At 36.4% G+C, this 24,377-nt stretch carries 24 protein-coding genes and 1 pseudogene; 15 read left to right on the forward strand and 10 right to left on the reverse strand.

Annotated elements, in window-relative coordinates:
* Both AC27H3_RS15980 and AC27H3_RS15985 read right to left on the reverse strand, forming a co-directional pair.
* A pseudogene (locus AC27H3_RS15980) lies at window positions 1–331 on the reverse strand (transposase); the annotation flags it as partial.
* Between the two features lie 438 nt (window positions 332–769).
* The gene (locus tag AC27H3_RS15985; protein WP_487107737.1) at window positions 770–1,579 is read right to left on the reverse strand and encodes a crotonase/enoyl-CoA hydratase family protein; all 810 of its coding nucleotides are present in this window, start codon (window positions 1,577–1,579) and stop codon (window positions 770–772) included.
* Window positions 1,580–1,860: 281 nt separating this feature from the next.
* Between AC27H3_RS15985 and AC27H3_RS15990 the strand changes: the two genes are divergently transcribed.
* The 4 genes from AC27H3_RS15990 (at window position 1,861) to AC27H3_RS16005 (ending at window position 4,803) form a co-directional block, all read left to right on the forward strand.
* Window positions 1,861–2,904: an isoaspartyl peptidase/L-asparaginase family protein gene (locus AC27H3_RS15990; RefSeq protein ID WP_487107739.1), complete on the forward strand. Its 1,044-nt coding sequence runs from the start codon at window positions 1,861–1,863 to the stop codon at window positions 2,902–2,904.
* On the forward strand, window positions 2,894–3,394 hold the full coding sequence (locus AC27H3_RS15995) for a CreA family protein (protein WP_487107741.1): 501 nt from the start codon (window positions 2,894–2,896) through the stop codon (window positions 3,392–3,394). The genes AC27H3_RS15990 and AC27H3_RS15995 overlap by 11 nt, the downstream gene beginning before the upstream one ends.
* A gap of 33 nt (window positions 3,395–3,427) precedes the next feature.
* On the forward strand, window positions 3,428–4,210 hold the full coding sequence (locus tag AC27H3_RS16000; RefSeq protein WP_487107743.1) for a hypothetical protein: 783 nt from the start codon (window positions 3,428–3,430) through the stop codon (window positions 4,208–4,210).
* Between the two features lie 173 nt (window positions 4,211–4,383).
* Window positions 4,384–4,803 (forward strand): CBS domain-containing protein, encoded by a 420-nt coding sequence (locus tag AC27H3_RS16005; RefSeq protein WP_085302562.1) that lies wholly within the window; start codon window positions 4,384–4,386, stop codon window positions 4,801–4,803.
* A gap of 416 nt (window positions 4,804–5,219) precedes the next feature.
* Here AC27H3_RS16005 and AC27H3_RS16010 read toward each other — a convergent pair whose 3' ends face one another.
* The gene (locus AC27H3_RS16010) at window positions 5,220–6,338 is read right to left on the reverse strand and encodes a hypothetical protein (RefSeq protein WP_487107745.1); all 1,119 of its coding nucleotides are present in this window, start codon (window positions 6,336–6,338) and stop codon (window positions 5,220–5,222) included.
* Between the two features lie 308 nt (window positions 6,339–6,646).
* Here AC27H3_RS16010 and AC27H3_RS16015 point away from each other — a divergent pair, with 308 nt between their 5' ends.
* The 3 genes from AC27H3_RS16015 (at window position 6,647) to AC27H3_RS16025 (ending at window position 8,579) form a co-directional block, all read left to right on the forward strand.
* The gene (locus AC27H3_RS16015) at window positions 6,647–6,961 is read left to right on the forward strand and encodes a hypothetical protein (protein WP_487107747.1); all 315 of its coding nucleotides are present in this window, start codon (window positions 6,647–6,649) and stop codon (window positions 6,959–6,961) included.
* Window positions 6,962–7,065: 104 nt separating this feature from the next.
* A complete protein-coding gene (locus AC27H3_RS16020; RefSeq protein WP_487107748.1) occupies window positions 7,066–7,434 on the forward strand; it encodes a VOC family protein in 369 nt (122 codons plus the stop codon).
* 224 nt (window positions 7,435–7,658) lie between these two features.
* The gene (locus AC27H3_RS16025; protein ID WP_487107750.1) at window positions 7,659–8,579 is read left to right on the forward strand and encodes a hypothetical protein; all 921 of its coding nucleotides are present in this window, start codon (window positions 7,659–7,661) and stop codon (window positions 8,577–8,579) included.
* Window positions 8,580–9,186: 607 nt separating this feature from the next.
* Here the strand turns inward: AC27H3_RS16025 and AC27H3_RS16030 are convergent.
* Together AC27H3_RS16030 and AC27H3_RS16035 are read right to left on the reverse strand one after the other, a co-directional pair.
* Entirely contained in the window at window positions 9,187–9,489 is a 303-nt protein-coding gene (locus AC27H3_RS16030) for a DUF3301 domain-containing protein (protein WP_085302555.1), read from the reverse strand.
* A 7-nt stretch (window positions 9,490–9,496) separates the two neighbouring features.
* On the reverse strand, window positions 9,497–10,543 hold the full coding sequence (locus AC27H3_RS16035) for a DUF3549 family protein (RefSeq protein ID WP_487107752.1): 1,047 nt from the start codon (window positions 10,541–10,543) through the stop codon (window positions 9,497–9,499).
* Between the two features lie 220 nt (window positions 10,544–10,763).
* Here AC27H3_RS16035 and truC point away from each other — a divergent pair, with 220 nt between their 5' ends.
* Window positions 10,764–11,516 (forward strand): tRNA pseudouridine(65) synthase TruC, encoded by a 753-nt coding sequence (gene truC / locus AC27H3_RS16040; RefSeq protein WP_487107754.1) that lies wholly within the window; start codon window positions 10,764–10,766, stop codon window positions 11,514–11,516.
* Between the two features lie 152 nt (window positions 11,517–11,668).
* On the opposite strand, the gene AC27H3_RS16045 is transcribed toward truC, so the two are convergent.
* From AC27H3_RS16045 to AC27H3_RS16065, 5 genes are all read right to left on the reverse strand, one after another.
* The gene (locus tag AC27H3_RS16045; RefSeq protein WP_487107756.1) at window positions 11,669–12,001 is read right to left on the reverse strand and encodes a hypothetical protein; all 333 of its coding nucleotides are present in this window, start codon (window positions 11,999–12,001) and stop codon (window positions 11,669–11,671) included.
* 329 nt (window positions 12,002–12,330) lie between these two features.
* Window positions 12,331–13,161 carry a 2,3,4,5-tetrahydropyridine-2,6-dicarboxylate N-succinyltransferase gene (gene dapD, locus AC27H3_RS16050; RefSeq protein WP_487107758.1) on the reverse strand — a complete coding sequence of 277 codons (831 nt, stop codon included), beginning with the start codon at window positions 13,159–13,161 and terminating at the stop codon, window positions 12,331–12,333.
* Between the two features lie 15 nt (window positions 13,162–13,176).
* On the reverse strand, window positions 13,177–15,816 hold the full coding sequence (gene glnD, locus AC27H3_RS16055) for a [protein-PII] uridylyltransferase (protein WP_487107760.1): 2,640 nt from the start codon (window positions 15,814–15,816) through the stop codon (window positions 13,177–13,179).
* A 78-nt stretch (window positions 15,817–15,894) separates the two neighbouring features.
* Window positions 15,895–16,683 (reverse strand): type I methionyl aminopeptidase, encoded by a 789-nt coding sequence (map, locus tag AC27H3_RS16060; protein WP_487107762.1) that lies wholly within the window; start codon window positions 16,681–16,683, stop codon window positions 15,895–15,897.
* Between the two features lie 342 nt (window positions 16,684–17,025).
* Complete coding sequence (locus AC27H3_RS16065; RefSeq protein WP_487107764.1) at window positions 17,026–17,652, reverse strand: hypothetical protein; 627 nt, start codon at window positions 17,650–17,652, stop codon at window positions 17,026–17,028.
* 384 nt (window positions 17,653–18,036) lie between these two features.
* Here AC27H3_RS16065 and rpsB point away from each other — a divergent pair, with 384 nt between their 5' ends.
* From rpsB to ispC, 7 genes are all read left to right on the forward strand, one after another.
* Window positions 18,037–18,765: a 30S ribosomal protein S2 gene (gene rpsB / locus AC27H3_RS16070; RefSeq protein WP_085302547.1), complete on the forward strand. Its 729-nt coding sequence runs from the start codon at window positions 18,037–18,039 to the stop codon at window positions 18,763–18,765.
* Window positions 18,766–18,860: 95 nt separating this feature from the next.
* The gene (gene tsf, locus AC27H3_RS16075) at window positions 18,861–19,721 is read left to right on the forward strand and encodes a translation elongation factor Ts (protein WP_487107766.1); all 861 of its coding nucleotides are present in this window, start codon (window positions 18,861–18,863) and stop codon (window positions 19,719–19,721) included.
* 284 nt (window positions 19,722–20,005) lie between these two features.
* On the forward strand, window positions 20,006–20,746 hold the full coding sequence (gene pyrH, locus AC27H3_RS16080) for a UMP kinase (protein ID WP_085302545.1): 741 nt from the start codon (window positions 20,006–20,008) through the stop codon (window positions 20,744–20,746).
* A 19-nt stretch (window positions 20,747–20,765) separates the two neighbouring features.
* On the forward strand, window positions 20,766–21,323 hold the full coding sequence (gene frr, locus AC27H3_RS16085) for a ribosome recycling factor (RefSeq protein ID WP_487107768.1): 558 nt from the start codon (window positions 20,766–20,768) through the stop codon (window positions 21,321–21,323).
* A 177-nt stretch (window positions 21,324–21,500) separates the two neighbouring features.
* Window positions 21,501–22,268: an undecaprenyl pyrophosphate synthase gene (gene uppS / locus AC27H3_RS16090; RefSeq protein WP_487107770.1), complete on the forward strand. Its 768-nt coding sequence runs from the start codon at window positions 21,501–21,503 to the stop codon at window positions 22,266–22,268.
* Window positions 22,269–22,298: 30 nt separating this feature from the next.
* On the forward strand, window positions 22,299–23,165 hold the full coding sequence (locus AC27H3_RS16095) for a phosphatidate cytidylyltransferase (protein WP_487107772.1): 867 nt from the start codon (window positions 22,299–22,301) through the stop codon (window positions 23,163–23,165).
* Window positions 23,166–23,170: 5 nt separating this feature from the next.
* Window positions 23,171–24,373, forward strand: a complete 1,203-nt coding sequence (gene ispC, locus AC27H3_RS16100; protein ID WP_487107774.1) for a 1-deoxy-D-xylulose-5-phosphate reductoisomerase — start codon at window positions 23,171–23,173, stop codon at window positions 24,371–24,373.
* Window positions 24,374–24,377 lie beyond the last annotated feature (4 nt).

Genomic DNA, 24,377 nt, shown 5'->3' on the forward strand with positions numbered 1-24,377 from the left:
TTTGTTGAAATTTAACAGTGAGGTGGGTACCTTTAAACAGTTTATGCCAACGCGTAAGCACCTCTCGTGTTGTCCAGTTTTCCACTTGTTCACTTTCAACATGAAGAACGAGGTGTAAGTGATTATTCATCACAGCATGAGCACAGATATCAATGGAAAACACTTGAGATAATTGAAAAATACGCTTTTCAATCCAACTTCGCCTGTGCTCATAACTCACGCCGGTTTCTTTATCAACACCACACAAAAAGGCCTTGCGAACGGTGCGACTGCATATATGATAATTTGGCGTATCGGTTAAACTGATTTGTTGAGAACGAGGTTTAGGCATAATAAACACCACATTTAAAGTTATGAACTAAGTGTAGTTTACTGATAAAAATATGAACAAGTTATTATGGGTGGCTTAATTAAGAAAGGTGGTACAACAGCAAACGATTGCACTCATATCTGGGCTACCAAAGTCCAAATGTATTTGAATATGAAGAAAGAGAATTGAAAAAGGTAGCTTAACGAACTTAACTGGGGTGTCTGAATTTAGTTGACCAGGTCACTGTTTGAGTAAGCAACACTAAGTTAGACAGCACTTTTTCATAGTTATTTCAGAGTTATGTCACAGCTATTTCATAGATTTGACATAATTATTTAAGGTCCGACTTATCAGTATGTTCAATTATTCAAGCAATGATTTAAGCTTGGATATATTTATAAATAATGATGCCTTTACAAGCATCATTTAAATTTAGAAATGGCTTTTAATGCTCTGAAATTACCACTTCTTGCGCGTTAAAAATGGCTTATGTTGCTTAGCGTCATGAGTTTGATTATAAATTTTACGGTGAACATTCTTACCCATTAATATTCTCAGTTGATAGTAAGACTCTCTAAACAACGCCCAGCCTTTACTGCTGTTCCAGCTTTTGTTGTATAAACGTTTATTGGCCGCTACTGCGTCTGGCGATTGTGACATTAAAGACAGCGCAAATGCCTGGGCATCAGCCATTGGCGTGTTGGTTACTTCAGTCACTAAATTTAAAGCGTGTGCCTGCTCACCAGTAAACATTTCTGCTGTCATGGCGAGTTTTTTTGCTTGATCAATCGCGATGAGGTCACGTAATGCTACTGTGCCACCCATATCAGGTATTAAGCCCCATTTACCTTCTAGAATTGATAGCGAACTGTCGGGTGTAGCAAACCTAAAATCTGCCCCCAAGGCAATTTGTAAACCTCCTCCCCAGCAACGTCCTTGGATAACACAAATAACCGGAACAGCAATATCTTGCCAGCCTGTAGAAACTACTTGTGCTAGATTTGATCGCCAAGGTGAGGCTTTAAAAAGTAGTTTTATCATGTTTTTAGGTGACTTCATGATCGATTTAACATCTAAACCTGAACAAAAATCGTCTCCATTACCTGAAACGATAATGGCTCTAATGTCGCGGTTTTTACGTAATGTTTTAATGGTATTACGAATGGCCATAAACATAGCCATATCTAGTGCATTAAGCTTGTCTGGGCGATTGAGTTTAACGTGGGCTATGTTGTTGGCGATCTCTACAATTACGCGTTGTTCTGTCATGAAAGTCCTTATCGATATAAGTGCTAGCTTATAAAAACAAAAATGGTATGACCAGTACAATAACTAAAGTGCGTATTTATGTCTACTGTGAATTAGTTTTTACAGCCACGGGCTTTTACACAAGCTGGGTACTTGTAAATATGGAGAATTTATCGCACATTGTTACACTATACTTTTACCGTGTAATTGTTGCGGCTAAACAAAACAGCTAAACATAGCTTCGAAAAAAGTGCAGCAAAACAAGTGCGGTAAAACAAGATTAAACATGATGGCGAAACTCAATGAAAAATAAACTATTTTTAGCACTGGCTTTAACCTTAACGACATCACCCTTATGGTTCGTTGATAAGGCACAAGCAGAGCAAGCATTTGCCATAGCGATACATGGCGGCGCAGGTACAATAGATAAAAGTAAAATGACTCAAGAGAAACGTCAAGCTTATGAGTCGGCATTAAAAAAAGCACGTGACACCGGCTATGCACTTTTAGCTGATGGTAAGTCTAGCCAAGTAGCAGTGATTGCCGCAATTCAAATACTAGAGGATTCGCCATTATTTAATGCGGGTAAAGGCGCCGTTTATACTTTTGATGGCGAGCATGAACTTGACGCGTCAATTATGAACGGTAAAACCTTAAATGCTGGAGCCGTTTCCGGTGTAAAAACCGTAAAAAGCCCAATAGCGCTAGCTGAAGTGATAATGGAAAAATCTGTGCACGTGATGCTCAGCGGTGAAGGTGCAGAAGTTTTTGCTAATCAGCAGGGCTTAGCACTGGTTGAAAATAGTTACTTTAATACTGATGCGAGATTTCAATCGTTATTAAAAGCAAAAAAACAGTTAGCTGAGCAAGAAAAAGAGCTAAAAGATTTCCAGGCCGCACACCAAACACTTGATAATGAATATAAATTTGGTACCGTTGGTGCAGTGGCGCTTGATAAGTCAGGCACGATAAGCGCAGGCACAAGTACCGGGGGTATGACCGCTAAACGCTTTGGTCGCATTGGCGATGCCCCTATTATTGGTGCGGGAACTTACGCTAATAATGATAGCTGTGCGGTTTCGGCAACGGGTCATGGTGAATACTTTATTCGCTACCATGTTGCGGCAGATATTTGTGCGCGTATGCAATATCAAGGTTTAAGTCTTGAAAAAGCGGCAGATGTGGTCATTAATGATGTGTTAGTCAAAGCTGGCGGCTCAGGTGGTGTTATTGCCATTGATACGCAAGGTAATATAACCATGCCATTTAATAGCTCAGGTATGTATCGTGCAAGTAAATCGTCGAACGGTAAAGAGTTTGTAGGAATATTTAAAGATGATAAATAACAACATATTAAAAATAGCGCGTAACACATCTTTAGGCTTAATTTGTGGTTTCGCTATTGTAGGGTGTTCAGAAGATGTAGGGAAAGTTAGCTTAGGATTATTTACTACAAAAGATGTTGTAATAAGAGCTCAGCAAGACCCTATTGTTACTGGGGTAACTTGCCATATTAGCCATGTAGAGGCTGATTTAGACTTCTCTGATCCTTCAGATATGAGCATAGCTTGTCGACAAACCGGTGAAATAACTGCAGAGCATTTAGCGAAAATAGATCGCTCAAAAAATGGTGAAGTGGTTTTTAAAGAATCGAAAAGTATTTTATTTAAGAGCTTAAAAGTCAGACGTATATATGATGCTGAAAATAAAACCCTGATTTACCTGTCTTATTCAACGAAAGAGTCATCAGGTAGTCATCATCACTCATTATCAACGGTGCCTTTGTACAATACCAAAGCTTGGCAATGGGCATTGGATCAGAATGTTAAAAACTAGAACTGAAAGTAATAAATTAGAAGTAGTAAAATTATGTTAGCAAAACTGTTTGGCCCAAAAGAAATAATTGATGAAAACACCAAAAACTGGATCTGGGATACTTTTGCCTGGGCGATTGAGAATTTTGATATTAATGTGCTTAAAAATGACGCACGATTGATCCTTCCTAATAATGATTTTTATCCAGGAAAAGTCAGCAGTATTGATGAAATGGCGCAAGCGATGTTTACTAATACAAAGAAATACGCTGGAATGCAAAACTGGCCGATAGATATTACCTCTAGCTCACCAACCACCACTACAGCGATTGAAGACTTAAGATTAGGAGCTGTTATTCGGGGAGAAAACGCTGAAGTTAATATGAATTTGACTAATGCACCGTTAATGCTGGGTTTTAATCCAAACCAAGTAAACCAGCCACAAGATTTAATCGCTGGTATAAGCCAAGCACTCGCTAGTATTTTGGTGATTTCTAATAAAGTGTTGCCGCCTGGTGGTAAAGAGTATCTGCCACAAGCAATAGATTTAGTTGCTTGTTTTATGGGCTTTGGGGTTATTTTTGCTAATACTGCTTATCAGTTTAAGGGCGGCTGTGGCTCATGTAATAATGCCAGTTTAAATCGTCAGGCGGCATTGACTGAGCCTGAAACTGTTTATGCATTGGCATTATTTTGTGTTTTGAAAAAAGAGCCAATAAAGCAAGTGAAAGGGCATTTAAAATCACACTTAAGGAAAGATTTTGTTAATGCTTATAAGTCGATTGCACAGTCAATTGGCGCAACAACACAACCCGCGTTACTAGCTTTAGCCAGTTAACTAAATAAAAACTAAATAAAAAGTAGATAAAAGTAAGCAAAAAAGTAAGAAAAACTCTGTAAATGGATGATTTATCTGCAAATGAGTCTACAGTTAATAATGGAAAGTAAATAAATAAAAAAAGTCTGATCAATATTTGGCTATGAGTGTTAATTAAATTTTAGGGATCGAGTATGGAATCATTACAAGTAAAAGAATATATGAACCATTATCCAGTGACTTTCGCGCCAGAAATGGTGGTTGAAGAAGCAGCATTGAGGTTTTTAAAAACCAAACAAATTGGTGGGCCCGTTATTGATAAAAATAATCAATTAATTGGTTTTTTATCTGAAAGTGATGTTTTATCAAAAATGATAGAAACCATTTATTATAACGAGCATATTGCAGATGTGGCCGATTTAATGCGTAAAGATGTGTTAACTGTTAAGCCATACGACAGCGTTATTGAGTTAGGTCAGCAAATGTTAAAAAATAAACCTAAGGTTTACCCAGTTGTTGATGACGATGAAAACTTATTGGGTACAATATCTCGTAATGATGTATTGCGCGCTATCGACTTACATTTACGTTCGGGTTACCAAAAAGTAAAATAACCTGACGATTTAAAAATTAACAATAGTTGAGTTAATGGATAAATACCCACTAAAGCACATAAAATTCAAGGGTTTAATTCGCTTCCTTGACATGTATTTATAAAGTGTTATTCACTTTAATTGAGTTTAGTTTGTCCTTCAGAACTTAAATAAGAACTCTTAAATAAGAACTTAAACAGAAATTTAAATCACGACATTAGGGATAATTAAGGTTATTCCTAGTGTAATTTCTCAAGCAATATTTTACATAAAGACAAGTGATTTCCTTCAACTCATTAGTCTTAATCACTTGCCTTAGACGCTTATATTAGTCGCTTATTCTAGTCACCGATATTAGAAGTACTAAAACTGTTAACAAATTCAAACAGCGCCGATAGGCATATTATAGCCGTGTATTACTGACTTATTTTGCCGAGTTAATATTCAACTAACGGTGAATAAAATGCAGACTTTCCTAATGCTGCTTGGCTACCTTTTAAAGAAAACTTATACCCACATAATGCAAAATTGTTTTTAAAAGCAATATTTTTAATTAGCGCTTTAGTATCTAATGGCGAAAAAGTGGCATAAAAGCCATTGTTTTCAGTGCTAACTTTAAGTGTTCTTATTGGTAACTCATTATTAAATTCAATAGCCTTACAGCTTTTATCGCCAAGGGCTGTGCTTAATGTCCAAAACTTATCATTATCTACAACATCAGCTTGCCAGTGAACAACAAGGGCTTTTTGATCATTAAACATTATAGAGAAGTTATCGGGTAATGTAAGTTTATGCTCAAAGGTCGTGATTTTTTCAGGAAGCGCTTTTTCTTCTACTAAATTTTCATTTTCAGTATTGTTAGAGAATAAGGCAAATATAAGTAAAACTAGCACGAAAAATGAAAAGATCACCGCAATAGTTAAGCGGGTATTTATTTTACTAAACAGTGTTAATCGTAGCGACTCTGCAAACTCAAGCCCCTGTTCTTTATTTGAATTATTGCTGTTTGAGTTAGTATTGTCTTCATAGGTTGTTGTGGTAGAGTTTTCAACATTATTTGCATATGAAAATGCGTTAGAAGGGTTAACATCAATACTGTTAATGGTAGGCTCAACACGTTGGCTATTGCGTGAAGGGCTCTTCTTCACCGTTTTTTTGAACTCAGATAAATTTATCGGTCCACTATAACCTAGCACATATTGCCTGCTATTTTTGCTCGGGTAAGTTAACAATAGTGCGCTCAAGCCGATGGGTAACAATAGCAACCAATAGCTCATGCCATTCCCAAGCAGCACAATGATTAAGCCGGTAACAATTAGACTACCAGTAGGAGCCATAAGCCATTTTTTATCAAACTGTGCATCATTTTGTCGGCGTTTTGTCGTAGCGAAACATATAACAGAGCATAAAAATAAGGTGATAGTGCTGAATAATATAGAATTACTAAAAATTGCGCTTAATGTACTAAAAAAGAATAATGAAGCCAGTACGATAAGTATAAAGCGTTGTCGATTATCAAAACCTTGCCAGCAAAATAATGACTGAATAAATTGCATAAAATCTCCACAAAATACGTTAGCTAAAGTACGAAAATAGCGAACTTAAAAAAACACTAAAATAATAAAACCATAAGAGTGGGCAAGGTTAACTAATTTGAGTCGTAAAGTCAGTTTATCTCGAAGATTTTTAATTTTATTTTTTATTTAAAGTGGCAAGAGAACAGGCTGTTTAAATGTTATTAATCTCGTTGTTATTTTCTAAGTAAATTTTGTCTACATTTGAGATTTTAATAAATATTTTAGCCATGCTACTGTTGTGAAAATACTAAGTATTTTAAAAAATGTTAGCTACATTGGAAACTTTAGTGTTTAAAGAAAAATTAGCTGATCTATTTAACGAGGTTAAGTCTTCTTTAATTGCAGAAGGTGAGAATGGCTTTGCCGAACAACTCGATAGCTGTGTAATATTTGCTTGTGCTTCATTTTCATCAGATAATTCAGCATTTACCAATGAATTTTCGGGCTATCATTCGAAAGAAATTGAAGATACATTTCCAACAGGAAATGATAAATATAAGGTCATGCTAACGTACTCGACTAAAAATAAAGTTATTGGTCTAAATATTATCGGCTGTGAAAATACAAAATTGCAAAAGCAGTTAATGACATGTTGTACTTAGTTTGGGACTATTCGGAATAAATAACATTTTTTTTCATAGTTACTCTTGTATTTCTTGGTTATTTTACTGATATAAAGGCGTGTTAGTTGCCAAAGGACAATCAGATGAAAATAGATGACATTAGGGTTTTTATTCCCAGTAAGAATTACGAAATATCGCAATCATTTTATCAAGCATTGGGCTTTAAAATGGAATATGTGAGTGATGACTTATCTTTATTTGAAAGCGGGGAGTGTACATTTTACTTACAAAGGTTTTATAACGAAGAATTGGCCAGAAATTTAATGTTTCAGCTGTCGGTTTTAGACATAAACGAGGCTTTTGATATTATTTCAAATCTAGATGACTTCGATATTAAGTACAAGCCTATTAAAGCAGAACATTGGGGTAAAGTTGTTTATTTGTGGGGGCCATCAGGTGAACTTTGGCACGTTACAGAGTTTGGCAACTGTAAACCAATCAAACAAGTGTAGAAGTTGTTGGCCTTGCTTTAATCCAAACTTCTATGCACATCTTATTTTCATTTTAGTTACCTAATGACGTAGCCTATAGCTATAGAAAAATACGTTATGAATGAATAATTAGCCACTTACCACACTGAAACAGAAGGGGCATCTTTTTACTTACTTTATCGATGATTGTTATTCTGTTATTGATAACTTATCAAAAGCGTCAAATATTTTTCAAGGATCAGATAATGACTCGAATTTTACTTTTTATAATATTAGCTGGTTTATGGCAATTTGAAATAAACGCAAAAGAATTAAATCAATTCGAAAAAACTTCCATAGCTTATGCCGAAGTTATTGGTGATATAGCGTTAGGAAATGTGGCTTTTTCAATAATGAATGAACGATGTAAAACAACATTTGAAAACTCATCGGAGCTTCTTTTAGAAACAGACTATTACCTGAGAAAAAATACCGGATATACCATCAATGAATTTATAGAATTCATGGGTTATGAAGCCGAAACTGAAAATTTTGCTAATAAATTAGTGAATGAACTAATACAAGAAAATGGTGGCTGTAACACAGTATCTCTTGAGCATTGGGCTAAGTTTGTTAAAAACAATAGTGAAGTGAATAACCTCAATTTTTTGAGACAAAACGACATTTTGTTTGGTTTACCAAAGATCATTAGATCCGAGCTTGAAATTAAGCAAGCATTTAAGAATAAGTTAAAAGATTATAAGCATTTACCTTATCAAGAGTTATTCGATTTAGCATCTGCTCTTGAGCATGGTTCATATAGCTATTCAATGTTTGGCTTATCACAACCATTAACCCTAGATAAAAGTAAAGCGATAGAGTTATGGAAGTACTCTATTGAAAAGTTTAACAATCCTGAAGCCTATTACTATATTGGTTTGTTACTTCAAAAAAGCTCTAGAGATGATGCATTCGATGCATTTGAGCAATCGGCCAAGCAAGGATATAAATATGGTGAACTCTGGTTAGGTACTTACTATGCGTGTAATAAAGACAGTTTAAAGGCTATATATTGGTTAAATATCGCCAAAGAAGATGCTAAAGATCCAGACTATATTGATGATATTTATGCTGAAATAGATGAACTGGGTATGCCAACTAACTGTATGGATGGTTGGGTTTATTGAAAATAGAAGTTTAGAATTTGCTTGAATTTTTTATCTAACTTTAACAACGAAATACTTTCAAGCAGCTCATATTTTATTTGATGTTCTCGTGAAACGATAATTAACTATGTAACTTATCATCCTAATTTGGCTAACAGTACGTAAGACATGTCTGCAAATATTGTTAGTTTATAGCAATAAATTTTAGTTTATTGACCTATTAAATTATTAAATCACTGATTTTTAATGTTTATTGGTGTGTTCTTTGTCAGCAATGAAAAAAACTTCAATTCTTTTAGTTTGCACCTTCTATTATAAAACAATGCTTGAAGTATAATTAATTTCGTCTAGGAGACAAAGCGTTAGGGAAACCAAGTATTTACCGACTGCGGTCAGTATTTATGGATTAAAGGGATTTATGAATTTGTAAACGGAATTAAGGTTATTTAGCTTAAGGTAAATACGGATGTTATGCACGATGCAACTTTTTTCAAGGATTGAAAAGAGCGCTTATGGAATAAGCACAAATGGATGTAAACCACGGAAATAGTTGAATAATCAAAAAACAAGCGACATTATGTCGCTTTTTTTTTGTCTTTTTTTTACGTCCCCCGTAATAACTCTTTTATTAATTCACTCGATAAGGAGGTGTATCTATATTATCGAGCTTATAGCCACGTAATGTCATTGTGCCATGGTACGTTGATTCACCATCACCACTAAATTCAAAGTCAAAACTACTCAACCAGTGTGGCCCTAAGCGTTTAGAAAATCTAAATCGACTTGATTGGCGAGCTATTGCTAAAAATTGTAAGTTTTCTTGTTTACAATATTGGTCAGCGTGCGAGCGCGCGTGCTCAGATACTTTGCGTAAATAGACAAAATACCAGAAGAGTAAGCCAATAAAGAGTAGGTAATAAATGTTTTCCATGAAATGCCTAAGGTTTAAAAAGCATGCCAATGGCTGTGGCCAATTCTGGGCTGCGTTTTGGTGAACGAATGGCTTGCAATAGTACGGGGCGAATCATAGGTATTGCAACTAAATCTTTAAATATTGCCGAAAATAATGCGTTGTCGTTATCTTTTATTAATTGCTCTAAGTAGTTAAACAATAACTTCTCATCAATTAATGTTGGCCATAATCGACCTGCGATAATAATAAGTATATCTTCAGCTAAATTAGTATTTTCGATTAAATTAGCAATAAATTTTTGGCTGTAAGGGTGCTGAGTACTCGACGCTAAAGCACGTAGCAAGGCTATCAAAATGGTATTGTTAGCGTCTGTTTTCTGTTCTTCTTGATGATAACGTGTTGTTAATTGTTTTATTACTGCTGGGGCTAAGCTAATATTTTCAAGCGCAGAGCATAAAGGCACTAACACTTCTTCGGGAAGATGTGCCAAAGCATTAGTTAAGGTTTCACTATTTTGAGCTTCGCCTAATCTAAAGGCAAAGTCTGATAAGCCTTGTACGCCAACTGATTGCCAAGCTTCCCAACCGTTAACACCCGATAAATAGTGTTGGGCTGGCGCATAAAATTTGCTTGCCACTTGTTTCAGTGATGCAGATACAACACTATTTACTGCCGCCAATTTATATTGAGCAGGAGTAAAATGGTAGGGGTTTTTCTTTAATAAGGCTTCTTGTTGCTCGGTAGGATTAACAGAGAGATCATCACCTAAAGCTTCAATAATAATTGCTATAAAGTGGTTTCTTGCACCTTGGTTTAATAAACCTCTTTCGTCTAACGGCAGTTTGATAAACCATAAATAAGGACTGGTTGATTGTTTTTGCCAAAACGCTATGGCGAGTAGGGCATGCCCTTGAATAGGATAAGGATATGGTAGTTCTGCCGCTTCAATTTTTGCAAATTGCTCTTTTGAAATTTTATCTACTCTTCGGCCAATATCAAAAATACGGTATTGAGAATCTGATAAGCTCAGTAATGCTGAAATTGAAGAAATAGTGTCTGAAGATGAACTCATAGAATAATACTGTCGCTATAAAGGTTGATATAAATTGATAAAAGTAGGTACAAGTTGTTATGGCGCAATATTATAGAGATAATAGCGCTTTAACTCCACCGTTAATCTTTTTCTTGATTCGCGGTAAATTAAAATATTTGATTTATCAAAGCACTTAAATTTATAACTCTGTATATACAGTCGTTAGAAACCATGATTAATAAAAGAAGAATTCCCTAACATGACAATTGAAAATGCCGGTTCAGTAATTGTAGATAAACCTGTATTAAAAATTTTATATCAAGATGAGTACATAGTGGCTGTAGATAAACCTGCAGGGCTTTTTGTTCATCGAAGCTTTATGGACAAAGATGAAATTTATTTTGCTTTGCAGCTTGTTCGCGATCAAATCGGGCAATATGTTTACCCTTTACATCGCTTAGATAGACCTACTTCAGGTGTATTACTTTTTGCATTAACTCAAGATGCTGCTCGCTTAATGGGCCAGGCATTTACTGATCGAAAAATTCAGAAAACTTATTATGCGCTAACGCGTGGCCACTTAGTCGATGAAGGTGTTATTGAACATCCATTAAAAGAAAAGCTAGATGACTTAGGTGATAAAGATGTGAGTCGCGACAAAGCGCCACAAAGTGCAACAACGTTCTATAAATCAGCAGCTATCGCCACATTAGATGTACCGTTAGGGAAGTACTCTAGTGTTAGGTATTCGTTAATTCAATGTCAGCCTCATACGGGCAGACGTCATCAAATAAGACGGCATTTAGCGCATTTACGTCATCCGATTATTGGTGACATAAACTACGGCGATAATAAACAAAATCCATTCTTTGGTGAGTACTTTGGTTTTAAACGTTTAATGTTAATAGCAAAGCAAGTTGAATTTATACACCCTGTTACAGAGCAAGCAGTGAAAATTGAAGCAGAATTTGACGCGCAATGGCAGCAGGTATTCAAAGAGTTTCAATGGTAAGGTATTTAACTTTAAAGGGCGAGTTGTAGTTTATTAAATACGCCTTGTTGTGCTTTAACTTTAATCACTGTTAAGCGCTTGTATTTTATAAATTCTAGCTTAGTAAGTCTTTGCTAAATAAATCAGTGCTAAATAAGTCAGTGGCCGTGTTATTAATTTGGGCCACTAATTTGTACAGAATTAAAGTCTTGAGAAATTAATTTGCTGTAGCCGTTTGTTGGTCTTTGGCTGCTGTAATCGCTATCATCATTTGGACCTCTGATCTCTACCGCATTAACAAAGTATATTGATTGATAATTATCACGCTGATCGGCAAACGATAGCATCATTTGTTGATCTTGTGTCATTTCTCGATTCAATAAACTCAGCAGTAAATAATGATCTGAAACCAAGGGTTTCTTTTCCATAACCATTTGCGGTGTTGAATTACAAGCCGATAATAATGTAACAATTAAAACAGTAATCAGTAGAGGGAATTTTTTCATAATACTTATGCTAGTTAAGAGTACTTATAGCCTCTATCGCAAAGGTTATGCCAATTATTATTTTGACACAGTTTGATAGCACTTTCTAATAGATAAATATTGTGAGGTTTAAAGCCAAGTTGCTGATTTTAAATTGAAATGTATTAATATTTGTTGAGATGGCGTTATTTGTATAATTAATATTAACAGCAGTTTTTAGTCGAATTATTTATTGATGATTATGTTTTTAATGAAGTGTCAAAAAAATATCATTTTAAGAATTCACACAATATTACGAATAAGAAAAAGTATAATAATACTGTGTGAATTTATGTAAAAAAAGTAATAAATTACTCTTCAGATACCGAACGAAGTAGTGCGTTAATTCCTACTTTAGCTCGTGTTTTAGCATCTACTTTTTTAACGATAATAGCAGCATATAAGCTATAAGTTCCACATTTAGAAGGTAAGTTCCCTGGAACTACAACAGAGCCTGCGGGTACGCGACCGTAATGAACTTCGCCTGTTTCTCTGTCGAAAATGCGTGTGCTTTGACCAATATAAACACCCATTGAAATAACAGCGCCTTCTTCAACGACTACACCTTCAACAATCTCAGAGCGAGCACCAATAAAACAGTTATCTTCAATAATAGTAGGGCCAGCTTGTAGTGGCTCAAGTACGCCACCAATACCAACGCCCCCTGATAAATGTACGTTTTTACCAATTTGTGCACATGAGCCTACGGTAGCCCAGCCATCAACCATACAGCCTTCATCAACATAGGCGCCAATGTTAACAAAACTAGGCATAACAACAACATTTTTACCTATAAAACTACCAGTTCGAACAGATGCACCAGGCACAACTCTAACGCCATCGGCAACGAAGTCTTCATGAGTGTAATCAGTGTATTTCATTGGAACTTTATCAAAATACTTACTTTCAGCTCCGTCTATAACCTCGTTATCCCAAATTCTAAATGAAAGTAAAACCGCCTTTTTAAGCCATTGGTGTACAACCCATTCACCGGCAATTTTTTCTGCAACACGCGCTGAACCATTATTTAATGCCGCTAATGCTTCTAAAACCGCATCTTTTACTTCTGAAGTTACACTAGCTGGGCTAATGTTCATGCGATCTTCGAACGCTTGTTCAATAATTGTTTGTAATTCTAACATCTCAAATTCCTAGTATTAATTTGGTAAAATTTGTTTTTGGCTTTCATTGCTGAGCATAGCTTTTAAAGTGGCTTTTTGTGTATCAGTTAATGGCTGATTATCAATATTTGAAACGGTAAATACATCTTCAGCTTTTTCACCAAAAGTGGTGATTTTTGCTGAATGAATTTGTACTTTACAGCGTTGAAAAATTGCCGCTATGTTGGCTAATAAACCTGGGTGGTCGAGTGCGACAATTTCAATCATCGTACGATTTTTAGCTGCACCTTTAAGGTAACTTACATGTGTAGGTACCTTAAATTGTCGAAACCTTTTTGCCAAAGGTTTCGGTTTGATTTTAATTTGTTTTGAGGCTAATTTTACACTTAAAGAGCGTGCGATAGTTAACGCTCTAGCGCTGTCGTTAATAGCTTTGTTGCGATTATCTAACACCACAAATGTATTGGCGGTATAACCTGACTTATTGGTGGTAATTTTTGCATCAAGAATCGATAACTTTTTAGCGCCCAGTAATGAGACAATATTATAAAATATATTCGGTTTATCTTTCGTGTAAACAAAGACCTCTGTACCGCCGCGATAAGGTTTCGGGCTGATAATAACCATAGGCTTTTCTTTGTTATGTTCTAATATATGCTTAAAATGCCAGGCAATTTGCTCTGGAGTGTAACGCAGAAAGTAATCCGCTTTAAATTCTTTCCATAACTGCTTTAATCGGTCTTGATCTATGGTTTCAGCTTTAAGTATTTCAATAGCTTGTTGTTGGTTTTCTCTAATTTTAGCTCGTAAGTCTACTGGTTTTTCTAGTCCGCGTCTGAAGGCGCGCTTAGTACTATTGTATAAATCTTCCAGTAAATTAGCTTTCCAACTATTCCATAAACTTTCGTTGGTAGCACGCATATCAGCTACGGTTAAACAATATAAATAATCAAGGTGCACTTCATCGCGAACAATTTCAGCGAAAGTTTTTATGACTTCAGGATCCGATATATCTCTGCGCTGAGCGGTAACTGACATTAATAAATGTTTTTCTACCAGCCATGCGATTAATCGGCCATCGTGATCACCCAGTTTATGAATTTTAGCAAACTCTAGTGCGTCAATTGCGCCAAGTTTTGCATGATCTCCACCACGACCTTTAGCAATATCGTGGAATATACCAGCAAAGTATAATAATTCGGGTTTACGTACACGCTGCACTATTTTACTGCACAATGGGTATTCGCTAGTATGTTCGGGTTGACTAAAGCGGTATAAATTCTTAATTAAGCGGTAGCTGTGTTCATCAACCGAATAGGCGTGAAATAAGTCAAATTGCATTTGACCTACAATATTGCGCCATAAGGGTAAATAAGCGCCAATAATCGAATGACGATGCATTAATGTAAATGCTAAGCCTAATCCACGAGGGTGTCTAATAAGCGCTACAAAAATTTGTCGACAACGTTCGTAATCAATCATACCTGAAACTAAACGACGTCTAGCATTACGCATTAAGCGCAGAGTTTCGGGGTGTAAGTCGGTTATTTCTTCGTGCTGTGCGATCAGTAAAAACATTTCCATGATCATGGTTGAGCGAGTAAATACGCGCTTATTACAAACCTTGATTTGACCGTCGATAATAACAAAGTCGTCGTTTAGGACAATTTCTTTACTGTGTTTTTTGTCGTTTAAAATTGCATATTCGAAATGGTGCAATAACATGCCATTTAGCTCTGAAACGCGAGAAATAATACGGAAAAAGCGTTTCATCATTCGTTCAATGGCAAGCTTACCACCATCACCAAAACCCATAAGTTCAGCTACATCGGCTTGATAGTCGAATAATAATCGGTTTTCGTTTCGCCCAGCAATAAAGTGCAACGCACAACGCATACGCCAGAGGTAATCTTGACATTCGATTAGTTCGAAAAATTCATTGGTGGTTAAGTAGTTATGATCAATTAATTGTTCAAGAGTGTCAGCCATAAAGTGGCGTTTAGCCACCCAGCCAATAGTTTGTATATCACGCAAACCACCGGGGTTAGCCTTTAAGTTTGGTTCTAGGGTATAAGAAGCACCATGAAATTGTTGATGACGATTATATTGTTCATCACGTTTAGCGATAAAAAACTTTTCCGAGGTCCAGAATATATCTTCTACTAAAAGCGGCTCAAGTTGTGAAATGAGTGCATCATTACCACAAATTTTTCGCATTTCCATCAGGTTTGTTGCAATGGTTACGTCGTCTATTGCTTGGTTTAAACACTCTTTAATACTACGAACGCTGTGTCCAATATCAAGTTTTACATCCCAAAGCTGAGTGATAAAAGCTGATATTTTCTCGGCTAGATCATCATCGATTACTTCTTGCGTAATTAATAGTATGTCAACATCAGAATAAGGGTGAAGCTCTTTACGGCCATAACCCCCTACAGCGGCTAAGCTGATTTGAAATTCGTCTAAATGATGCTGACACCATAGCTTGGTTAAAATTAGATCTACATAAAAGGCTCGTGCTGCAACCAGTGAGGTTACTTCGCTAATTGGGAACTGCTCTTTTTGCCACTGAAAAAAATCAGTCCCGAGCGCGCATATTTCTGCACTGCTAAGTGAAGGCGCACTAATAGCTAATGCTTCGGTATATTTTTCCGGTATCAATGATGAAGTATTCAACAATAAGCTCTCATGTTAGATCAGTATGCAGTTAGTCAGTAATGTACAACCCTAATGATTTTCCGAGTATTAGCAAATTTAATTGTGCAAAATTCTTGGAATAGTATCGTCTTTACGAAGGGTTAGCACTTCGCAACCTGTTTTAGTGACGACAACGGTATGTTCCCACTGTGCCGATTTTTTCCCATCTAGCGTGTAAACTGTCCAATTATCTTCTTTATCAAGCAGGGTGTTTGCTCGACCTAAGTTAATCATAGGCTCTACTGTAAAACACATACCTTCTTGCATTTTTTCACTGTCATTATTTTTATAATGAACAATTTGAGGCTCTTCATGAAATACTTGACCAATACCATGACCACAATACTCTTTTACTATCGAGTAACGACCTGATTTTTTAATAAACTTTTGAATTGCTGTACCGATTTCTCCAAAAGAGTTGCCAGGTTTAACTTTCTTAAGACCAATATAAAGTGCTTCTTGGGTAATGCGACAAAGACGATTATCTTCTGCAGAGGTTTCACCAATGAAAAACATTTTACTTGTATCACCGTGATAACCGTCTTTAATAACGGTAATATCGATGTTGATAATATCGCCATCAACTAAAGGGGTGTCATTTGGAATTCCATGACAAACAACATGATTAACGGAAGTACAAATTGACTTTGGAAAACCGTGATAATTTAACGGCGCTGAGATAGCACCTTGTACTTTTTCGGTATATTCTGCACAGATAGTGTTTAATTCATCTGTTGTTACGCCAGCCTTTACATGAGGCTCGATCATTTCCAATACATCTGCAGCAAGTTTTCCCGCAACTCTCATCTTCTCTATTTCTTGCTGATCTTTAATCGTAATTGTCATAAAACCTCAAATGTAACGCTGTAAATAATTAAATTGTGTAATACCTAGTAGCTTAATTGTATTTAATAAGCCGCCTAAGGGGATGCATGAGCTATCTTGTAAAAATGTCTCTGATTGAAACTATTACTTTAGGCAAAGATAAATCATAATTGTTATCGATTTTACCTGTTTTTTAACCTTTGCCCAAGCCAAAAAACTAATGTACATTTTTCGGCATAAAAAAGTTGTTTTACGGTGTTGCTAACTGAACTTTTGTAAAAATAAAGTTCAGTCTATGCAACACCTTTAATTGTGTGCAGTAAAATTTATTAAACACGACAATAAAGCATCGTAGTTAAATGTTTAGGATAAATTTTCTAATTCAAGTCTCACTGCATCAATTATTGCATCAGGATTTTCTAAATACAGATTATGATTAAGTAAAACTAAGCTTTCATTACAGGCTAATAAAAGAGCCGGAATAGCTTGCGTGCCAATAATCTCTTGAATTTCGATGATGTCGTGGATAGCAAACTCTGCATCTTTGGTAAGCTTATTTGATTGCAAACACTTGGCAGGTGGTGAAAGCTTAAGTTCGTCAATAATATCAATCACGCTTTCTTTATCTGTTAATTCGTTACCTAAAACAAAATGCGCGTGTTGTAGTTTTGTTAGCAACTCAAAGGCAGACTTTGCTGACTTATTTTGCACCCATGCCATTAAATTAGCGACTAATGTAGAGTCTTTTGGGTAGTTAAGTGTATCAACATAGTTAGCGCCAAACTTAACCTTACTGAATTCGCCAACAGCAGTTAATGTTAGAGGAGACACTTTATTGTCACCATCGTAATACCCTACGTGCATTGCTCTTAGGGTAATTGTTGGAAAGGCACTTAATACTTTTTCAACTAAAACAGCTGAAGCATAGCTCCAAGGGCAATGACTATCGTAAATATAAAAAAGATCTGCGTTTGGTGTTTTCAATGACATGATTTAACTAACTTGGTATAAAAAAGTGCAGCAATTTTAACTCGCCACTATTAAAGATCCTAGTCCTTAAGAAAATAAAATATTTTAAGCAGAGTTTTAGTGCAAAATACTAGTTAAATGTGTGTGTTTATGGTATAAAGTGCGCCGTTAAATTGTTTGTCTAAATCAGCGAGGTTGTCATTAGTGTTTACACTAAGGCCCACCATAAGATTTACCAAGCCTTTTTAACTTTAAACGGTATTGAAAAATTCAATACATTAAAACTAAACTCACATACATCTAACGAAGATATACCGGGGTGCTCAGCGAATTTACATTAAGTAAAACGCAATAAGAGTCGTGTATATTGGATGTATGAACGCTTAACCCCACAAAGGAAAAAACATGCCAAACGTTTCTATGCGCGATATGCTTAAAGCCGGTGTTCACTTCGGTCACAAAACCCGTTACTGGAACCCAAAAATGAAAACTTACATTTTTGGTGCTCGCGATAAAGTTCATATCATCAACCTTGAACAAACTGTACCTATGTTTAACGAAGCACTTGCTGTACTAAGCAACGTTTCTTCTAAGAAAGGTAAAGTTTTATTTGTTGGTACTAAACGCGCAGCAAGCGATGCTATAAAAGATGCAGCGATTAAATGTGATCAATTCTACGTAAATCACCGTTGGTTAGGTGGTATGTTGACTAACTGGAAAACAGTTCGTCAATCAATCAAACGTTTAAAAGATCTTGAAGCTCAATCTTCAGACGGTACTTTTGAAGCACTTACTAAAAAAGAAGCTTTAATGCGTACACGTGAAATGGAAAAACTTGAGAAAAGTCTTGGTGGTATCAAAAACATGGGTGGTTTACCTGATGTTTTATTCATCATCGATGCTGATCACGAGCACATCTCTATTAAAGAAGCTAACAACTTAGGTATTCCAGTAATTTCTGTTGTTGATACTAACTCAAACCCAGATGGCGTTGACTACATCGTTCCAGGTAACGATGATGCGATTCGCGCTGTGACCTTATACTTAGATTCAGCTGCTAACGCTGTTCTTTCTGGTCGTGAGCAAAACATCGCAGTACAAGCAGAAAAAGACGGTTTTGTTGAAACTGAATAATTTCAGTTTTACCTAACGTTTTATGCTTATAGTTACCACAGCAACTAAAGTTGTTGTGGTAATTAATTACTACTATTTATATTGAGGAAAAATCGATGGCAATTACTGCTGCACAAGTTAAAGAATTACGTGAACGCACAGCTGCGGGCATGATGGATTGTAAAAAAGCTTTACAAGAAGCTGATGGCGATATGGAACTTGCGATTGAGAACATGCGTAAGTCTGGCCAAGCGAAAGCGGCTAAAAAAGCAGGTAACATTGCTGCTGAAGGTCAAATCATCATTAAAGATGGCACATTAGTTGAAGTTAACTGTCAAACTGATTTCGTAGCAAAAGATGACAACTTCTTAGCATTTGCTAACAAAGTTGCTGATGTTGCTGCTGCTGAAAAACTTTCTATTGAAGAGTTACAAGCAAAATTTGAAGAAGAACGTGTTGCTTTAGTGACTAAAATTGGTGAAAACATCAATGTTCGTCGTGTAGCTTATGTTGAAGGTGCTGCACTAGCTTCTTACAAGCACGGTGCTACTATTGGTGTTGTTGTTGCTGGTGAAGGCGATGCAGAAGCACTTAAGCACATTGCTATGCACGTTGCTGCAAGCAAGCCAGAGTTCATCAACCCTGAAGATGTTCCTGCTAGCGTAGTTGAAAATGAACAACGTATTCAGTTAGATATCTTAAAAGCTGAAAACGATGCGCTTGAAGAAAGCAAGAAAAAACCAGTTGATTTACTTGAAAAAATCATCATTGGTCGCATGAAGAAATTTACGGGTGAAATTTCTTTAACAGGTCAAGCTTTTATCATGGAGCCTAAGAAAACTGTTGGCGCTGTTTTAAAAGAAAAAGGTTTAACAATTTCTTCATTCGTTCGTTTAGAAGTTGGCGAAGGTATTGAGAAAAAAGAAGAAGATTTTGCTGCTGAAGTTGAAGCACAAATCGCAGCAGCTAAAGGTTAATTCAAAACTGAATTAGTTATTAGCTCAAATAGAAAAGCGCCGATTGGCGCTTTTTTTATACCTAAAATCTAACGGCGAACTTTATTACTGATTCATAAAAAATTCGACTCAATATAATTGTTGATTAAAAATCAAACAGATCTGTTGATAAAAAACGATAAATAGCTTCTACTTTAGACTTTTTTCATATTTGACTTTCGAACCGTGGCTAAACGTATTAAAATAGCCGCGGTCGATCCGGCCTAGACTATTTTAATTTATAATTCTTAAGGAATGTTTATTACATGAGCATCAATCCCAAACCAATGTATCGTCGAATCCTTTTAAAACTTAGTGGTGAAGCCTTAATGGGCGAAGAAGGTTTTGGCATCGACCCAAAAGTACTGGATCGTATGGCGCAAGAGATCAAAGAATTAATCGAAATGGGCATTCAGGTCGGCCTTGTTATTGGTGGCGGCAATTTATTTCGAGGTAAAGGCCTGGCAGAAGCAGGTATGAATCGTGTTGTTGGCGACCAAATGGGTATGCTAGCTACCGTAATGAATGGTTTAGCTATGCGTGATGCTTTACATCGTGCATTTGTTAATACTCGCTTAATGTCAGCAATTGATCTAGCCGGTGTTTGTGACCGTTATAATTGGGCTGACGCTATTAGCTTATTAAAATCTGGCCGTGTAGTTATCTTTAGTGCTGGTACAGGCAATCCATTTTTTACCACTGACTCTGCTGCATGTTTGCGCGGTATTGAAATAGAAGCTGATGTAGTTCTTAAGGCCACTAAAGTTGATGGTATTTACTCAGAAGATCCAGTGGCTAATCCAGATGCTACCTTATATAGCCATTTAAGCTACCAAGAAGTATTAGAGAAAGAATTACAAGTGATGGATTTAGCTGCCTTCACACTTGCTCGTGATCACAGCATGACGCTTCGTGTTTTTAACATGAATAAACCCGGTGCGTTAAAATCTGTCATTATGGGTGGACAAGAAGGTACAACAATTGATCACGCTGAAAACTTAAATTAATTAGTGCAGGAATAACATAGTGATAAACGAAATAAAACAAGACGCTCAAGAAAGAATGGCGAAAAGTATCGATTCATTAAAAATTAGTTTGAACAAAGTACGTACTGGACGAGCACATCGTTCATTACTGGATAACATTGTTGTTGAATATTACGGCATGGATACTCCACTAAACCAAGTCGGCAATATTTCAGTGCCTGACGCGCGTACTTTAGCCATTACCGTATTTGACAAAGGCATGATTGGTGCTGTTGAAAAAGCAATTTTAAAATCAGATTTAGGTCTTAACCCTTCATCACAAGGTACGTTAATTCGTATTCCTTTACCTCCGTTAACAGAAGAACGTCGTAAAGACTTAGTTAAAGTTGTTCGTGGTGAAGCCGAAGGCGGTAAAGTTGCTATTCGCAATATACGTCGTGATGCTAATACTGATATCAAATCTTTAAACAAAGAGAAAGAGATCAGTGATGATGAAATGCACCAAGCAGAAGATGAAGTGCAAAAAATTACTGATACATTTATTAAGCAAGTAGATGAAGTTTTATCCGCAAAAGAAACTGAATTAATGGAAATCTAAAGTTTTCATTGCTTAATCTATAGCGCCGTAGATAATGACTACGGCGTTTTTGCATATAAAGCCAAACTATTATCTACATGCCCTAGCATAGTTTGATTTTTGGCGTTAATGCTAAAATGCGAATATATACCTTTATCTAACTTATTACTCAGCGTTAAGCTTACAAATGGAGAGTATGTGAGTACAACAGAAAATCAAACTAATCAACTGTTAGCAGCTGAAGTGAAGATACCACAGCATATAGCTATTATTATGGATGGTAATGGTCGCTGGGCTCAGTTAATTGGTAAAAAGCGTGTGGCAGGTCATAAGGCTGGTGTTGAATCAGTGAAAACTACCGTTGCATCTGCAGCAAAGCATGGTGTAAAAGCATTAACCTTGTTCGCGTTTAGTAGTGAAAACTGGCAGCGTCCTGCTAGTGAAGTTAGCGTTTTAATGGACTTATTCATGTTTGTCTTAACACGTGAGGTTAAGCGCTTACATAAAAATGGCATAAAATTTAATGTTATTGGGGACTTGAGTAAGTTTTCTGATAAATTACAGAAAATGATTAAACAGTCAGAGGCGTTAACCGCAAATAATACCGGCATGGTATTATCTGTTGCAGCTAATTATGGTGGACGTTGGGATATAACCCACGCAGCTAAAAAGTTGGCAGAGCAGGTATCAAATCAAGAAATATCTGTTGATGATATTACTGAAGCATCATTAAATTCTCATACAAGTTTGTCTGAATTACCTGCGTTAGATTTACTTATTAGAACCGGTGGCGATTATCGCATAAGTAACTTCTTACTTTGGCAAGCCGCTTATGCCGAGTTATATTTTACTGATGTTTTATGGCCTGATTTTGATGAAGAAGAATTAACTAAAGCAATAACTGTGTTTGACCAACGTGAACGACGATTTGGGAAAACTGGTGAACAAGTAAATAATAAAAATTAAAAATACTTAACACAAATTAAGGAATATCGTTTGTTAAAACAACGTATTATAACTGCATTAATTCTCGCGCCAGCCGCGATTCTGGCTATTTTTTACTTATCTCTCATTAACTTCGCGGCAGCAATGCTGGTTGTTATGGCAATAGGAGCTTGGGAGTGGGGGCCTTTAATGGGCTGTGCTAATAAACGTTATCGTATTGCATTTGTTAGTGTTACCAGCATTTTAATAGCCACATTGTGGTATTTCTTACCTTTAGACACATTATGGGATGCACCTAAGCATTTAGTCGACGAAGCTAACATAGTGCTGTGGCTAGCGGTTGCTTGGTGGTTACTTTCAGCAGGCTTAACGTTTTTATACCCAAGATTCAGCAAGTTTTGGTCAAGTCATCGTTCAGTTCGGGGACTATTTGGCTGGTTAACTTTAGTACCTACTTGGCTTGCTTTTATGGCACTAAGAAGCAGCGACTATCAAGTTGATCCCTACCACGGTGCACAATTATTAATGTTCTTATTCTTAATGGTTTGGAGCGCTGATGTTGGTGCATATTTTGTCGGTAAATCAATTGGTAAACATAAATTACTGCCAAATGTAAGCCCTGGGAAAACACTAGAAGGCTTTTTAGGTGGTGTTGTTTTTGCTTGTGTTATGGTGGTAGTTGCGGGTTATTTTATCGATTGGACCATGGCGCAATATCGCATAGTTATTCCAGTAACCATTCTAATTACTACTATTTCGGTGCTTGGTGATCTAAACGAAAGCATGTTTAAGCGTCAAGCAGGCGTGAAAGACAGCGGCACAATACTACCCGGGCATGGCGGTATTTTGGATAGAATAGATAGTTTAACGGCAACTGCTCCAATATATGCCTTATGTTACGCATATTTGGGTTGGTAGAGTAAATGCAAACACTGTGTATTTTAGGCTCTACCGGTTCAATCGGTAAAAGTACTTTGGATGTTGTGCGTCTACATCCTGAAAAATTTAATGTTGTGAGTTTATCAGCACATGCGAGTGTTGATCTTATGTTTGAGCAGTGTGTAGAGTTTAAGCCACAAAAAGTGGTGATGGTTTCTAAACAACATGCTGAGATACTCGCTGATAAACTAAAGCAAGCAAACCTTAGCGATATTATCGTAACTTCCGGCACGTTAGAGCTTGATGTTATTGCTCAAGACGATTCAACAAATACGGTAATGGCTGCTATCGTAGGAGCTTCTGGATTACTACCTACATTAGCCGCGGTAAAAGCGGGTAAGAAAGTATTATTAGCTAATAAAGAAGCGTTAGTAACCTCTGGTGCTATTTTTATTGAAGCTGTTAAGCACTCAGGAGCACAGCTTTTACCTATTGATAGTGAACACAATGCTATATTTCAATGTTTACCACTAAACGCCCAGCAACAACCAGGTTATTGCGATTTATCGCATGAAGGTGTTAGTAAAGTCTTACTCACTGGTTCTGGCGGGCCTTTTCGAACGTGGGCACTTAATGAACTTGAAACGGTAACTCCTGCACAAGCTTGTGCTCATCCTAATTGGGATATGGGGCGTAAAATTTCAGTAGATTCTGCCACCATGATGAATAAAGGCTTAGAGTTTATTGAAGCAAAATGGCTGTTCAACCTTGAGCCAGAAGATATTCAAGTAGTGCTACATCCGCAAAGTACCATTCATTCAATGGTGCAATATAAAGATGGCTCTGTAATTGCGCAAATGGGTAATCCTGATATGCGAACGCCCATTGCACATGCGTTAAGTTTCCCACAGCGTATTGAATCTGGTGTTGAACCCTTTGATTTTTTTAACGCTAAATCTTTTGAATTTGAAGCTGTTGATTTCATCAAATACCCAAATTTAAAATTAGCCATTGATGCGTGTAAAAGTGGTCAAGGTGCATGTACTGCACTTAATGCTGCTAATGAGATTGCGGTTGATGCTTTTTTAAACGAAAAAATTAAATTCACTGATATTGCAAAAATAAATGAAACTTCTGTGAAAAAATTTGTCTCAGAAAAGGTAACTTCAATTGAAGAAGTTGTTGCACTTGATAAAAGTGTCAGAGTATTTGCGCAATCATTAATAACTGAACCCGAGCATAAATAGAGTA

The sequence above is a fragment of the Colwellia sp. NW0002-52-1 genome, assembly GCF_057550865.1.

Coding starts and splice junctions, on each gene's coding strand:
- rpsB (WP_085302547.1), top strand. CDS start 18,037: ATGCCAAACGTTTCTATGCGCGATATGCTTAAAGCCGGTGTTCACTTC.
- AC27H3_RS16035 (WP_487107752.1), bottom strand. CDS start 10,543: ATGAGTTCATCTTCAGACACTATTTCTTCAATTTCAGCATTACTGAGC.
- AC27H3_RS16065 (WP_487107764.1), bottom strand. CDS start 17,652: ATGTCATTGAAAACACCAAACGCAGATCTTTTTTATATTTACGATAGT.
- ispC (WP_487107774.1), top strand. CDS start 23,171: ATGCAAACACTGTGTATTTTAGGCTCTACCGGTTCAATCGGTAAAAGT.
- pyrH (WP_085302545.1), top strand. CDS start 20,006: ATGAGCATCAATCCCAAACCAATGTATCGTCGAATCCTTTTAAAACTT.
- map (WP_487107762.1), bottom strand. CDS start 16,683: ATGACAATTACGATTAAAGATCAGCAAGAAATAGAGAAGATGAGAGTT.
- AC27H3_RS15985 (WP_487107737.1), bottom strand. CDS start 1,579: ATGACAGAACAACGCGTAATTGTAGAGATCGCCAACAACATAGCCCAC.
- AC27H3_RS15990 (WP_487107739.1), top strand. CDS start 1,861: ATGAAAAATAAACTATTTTTAGCACTGGCTTTAACCTTAACGACATCA.
- AC27H3_RS16020 (WP_487107748.1), top strand. CDS start 7,066: ATGAAAATAGATGACATTAGGGTTTTTATTCCCAGTAAGAATTACGAA.
- tsf (WP_487107766.1), top strand. CDS start 18,861: ATGGCAATTACTGCTGCACAAGTTAAAGAATTACGTGAACGCACAGCT.
- AC27H3_RS16030 (WP_085302555.1), bottom strand. CDS start 9,489: ATGGAAAACATTTATTACCTACTCTTTATTGGCTTACTCTTCTGGTAT.
- dapD (WP_487107758.1), bottom strand. CDS start 13,161: ATGTTAGAATTACAAACAATTATTGAACAAGCGTTCGAAGATCGCATG.
- AC27H3_RS16025 (WP_487107750.1), top strand. CDS start 7,659: ATGACTCGAATTTTACTTTTTATAATATTAGCTGGTTTATGGCAATTT.
- AC27H3_RS16005 (WP_085302562.1), top strand. CDS start 4,384: ATGGAATCATTACAAGTAAAAGAATATATGAACCATTATCCAGTGACT.
- AC27H3_RS16010 (WP_487107745.1), bottom strand. CDS start 6,338: ATGCAATTTATTCAGTCATTATTTTGCTGGCAAGGTTTTGATAATCGA.
- AC27H3_RS15995 (WP_487107741.1), top strand. CDS start 2,894: ATGATAAATAACAACATATTAAAAATAGCGCGTAACACATCTTTAGGC.
- AC27H3_RS16045 (WP_487107756.1), bottom strand. CDS start 12,001: ATGAAAAAATTCCCTCTACTGATTACTGTTTTAATTGTTACATTATTA.
- AC27H3_RS16000 (WP_487107743.1), top strand. CDS start 3,428: ATGTTAGCAAAACTGTTTGGCCCAAAAGAAATAATTGATGAAAACACC.
- truC (WP_487107754.1), top strand. CDS start 10,764: ATGACAATTGAAAATGCCGGTTCAGTAATTGTAGATAAACCTGTATTA.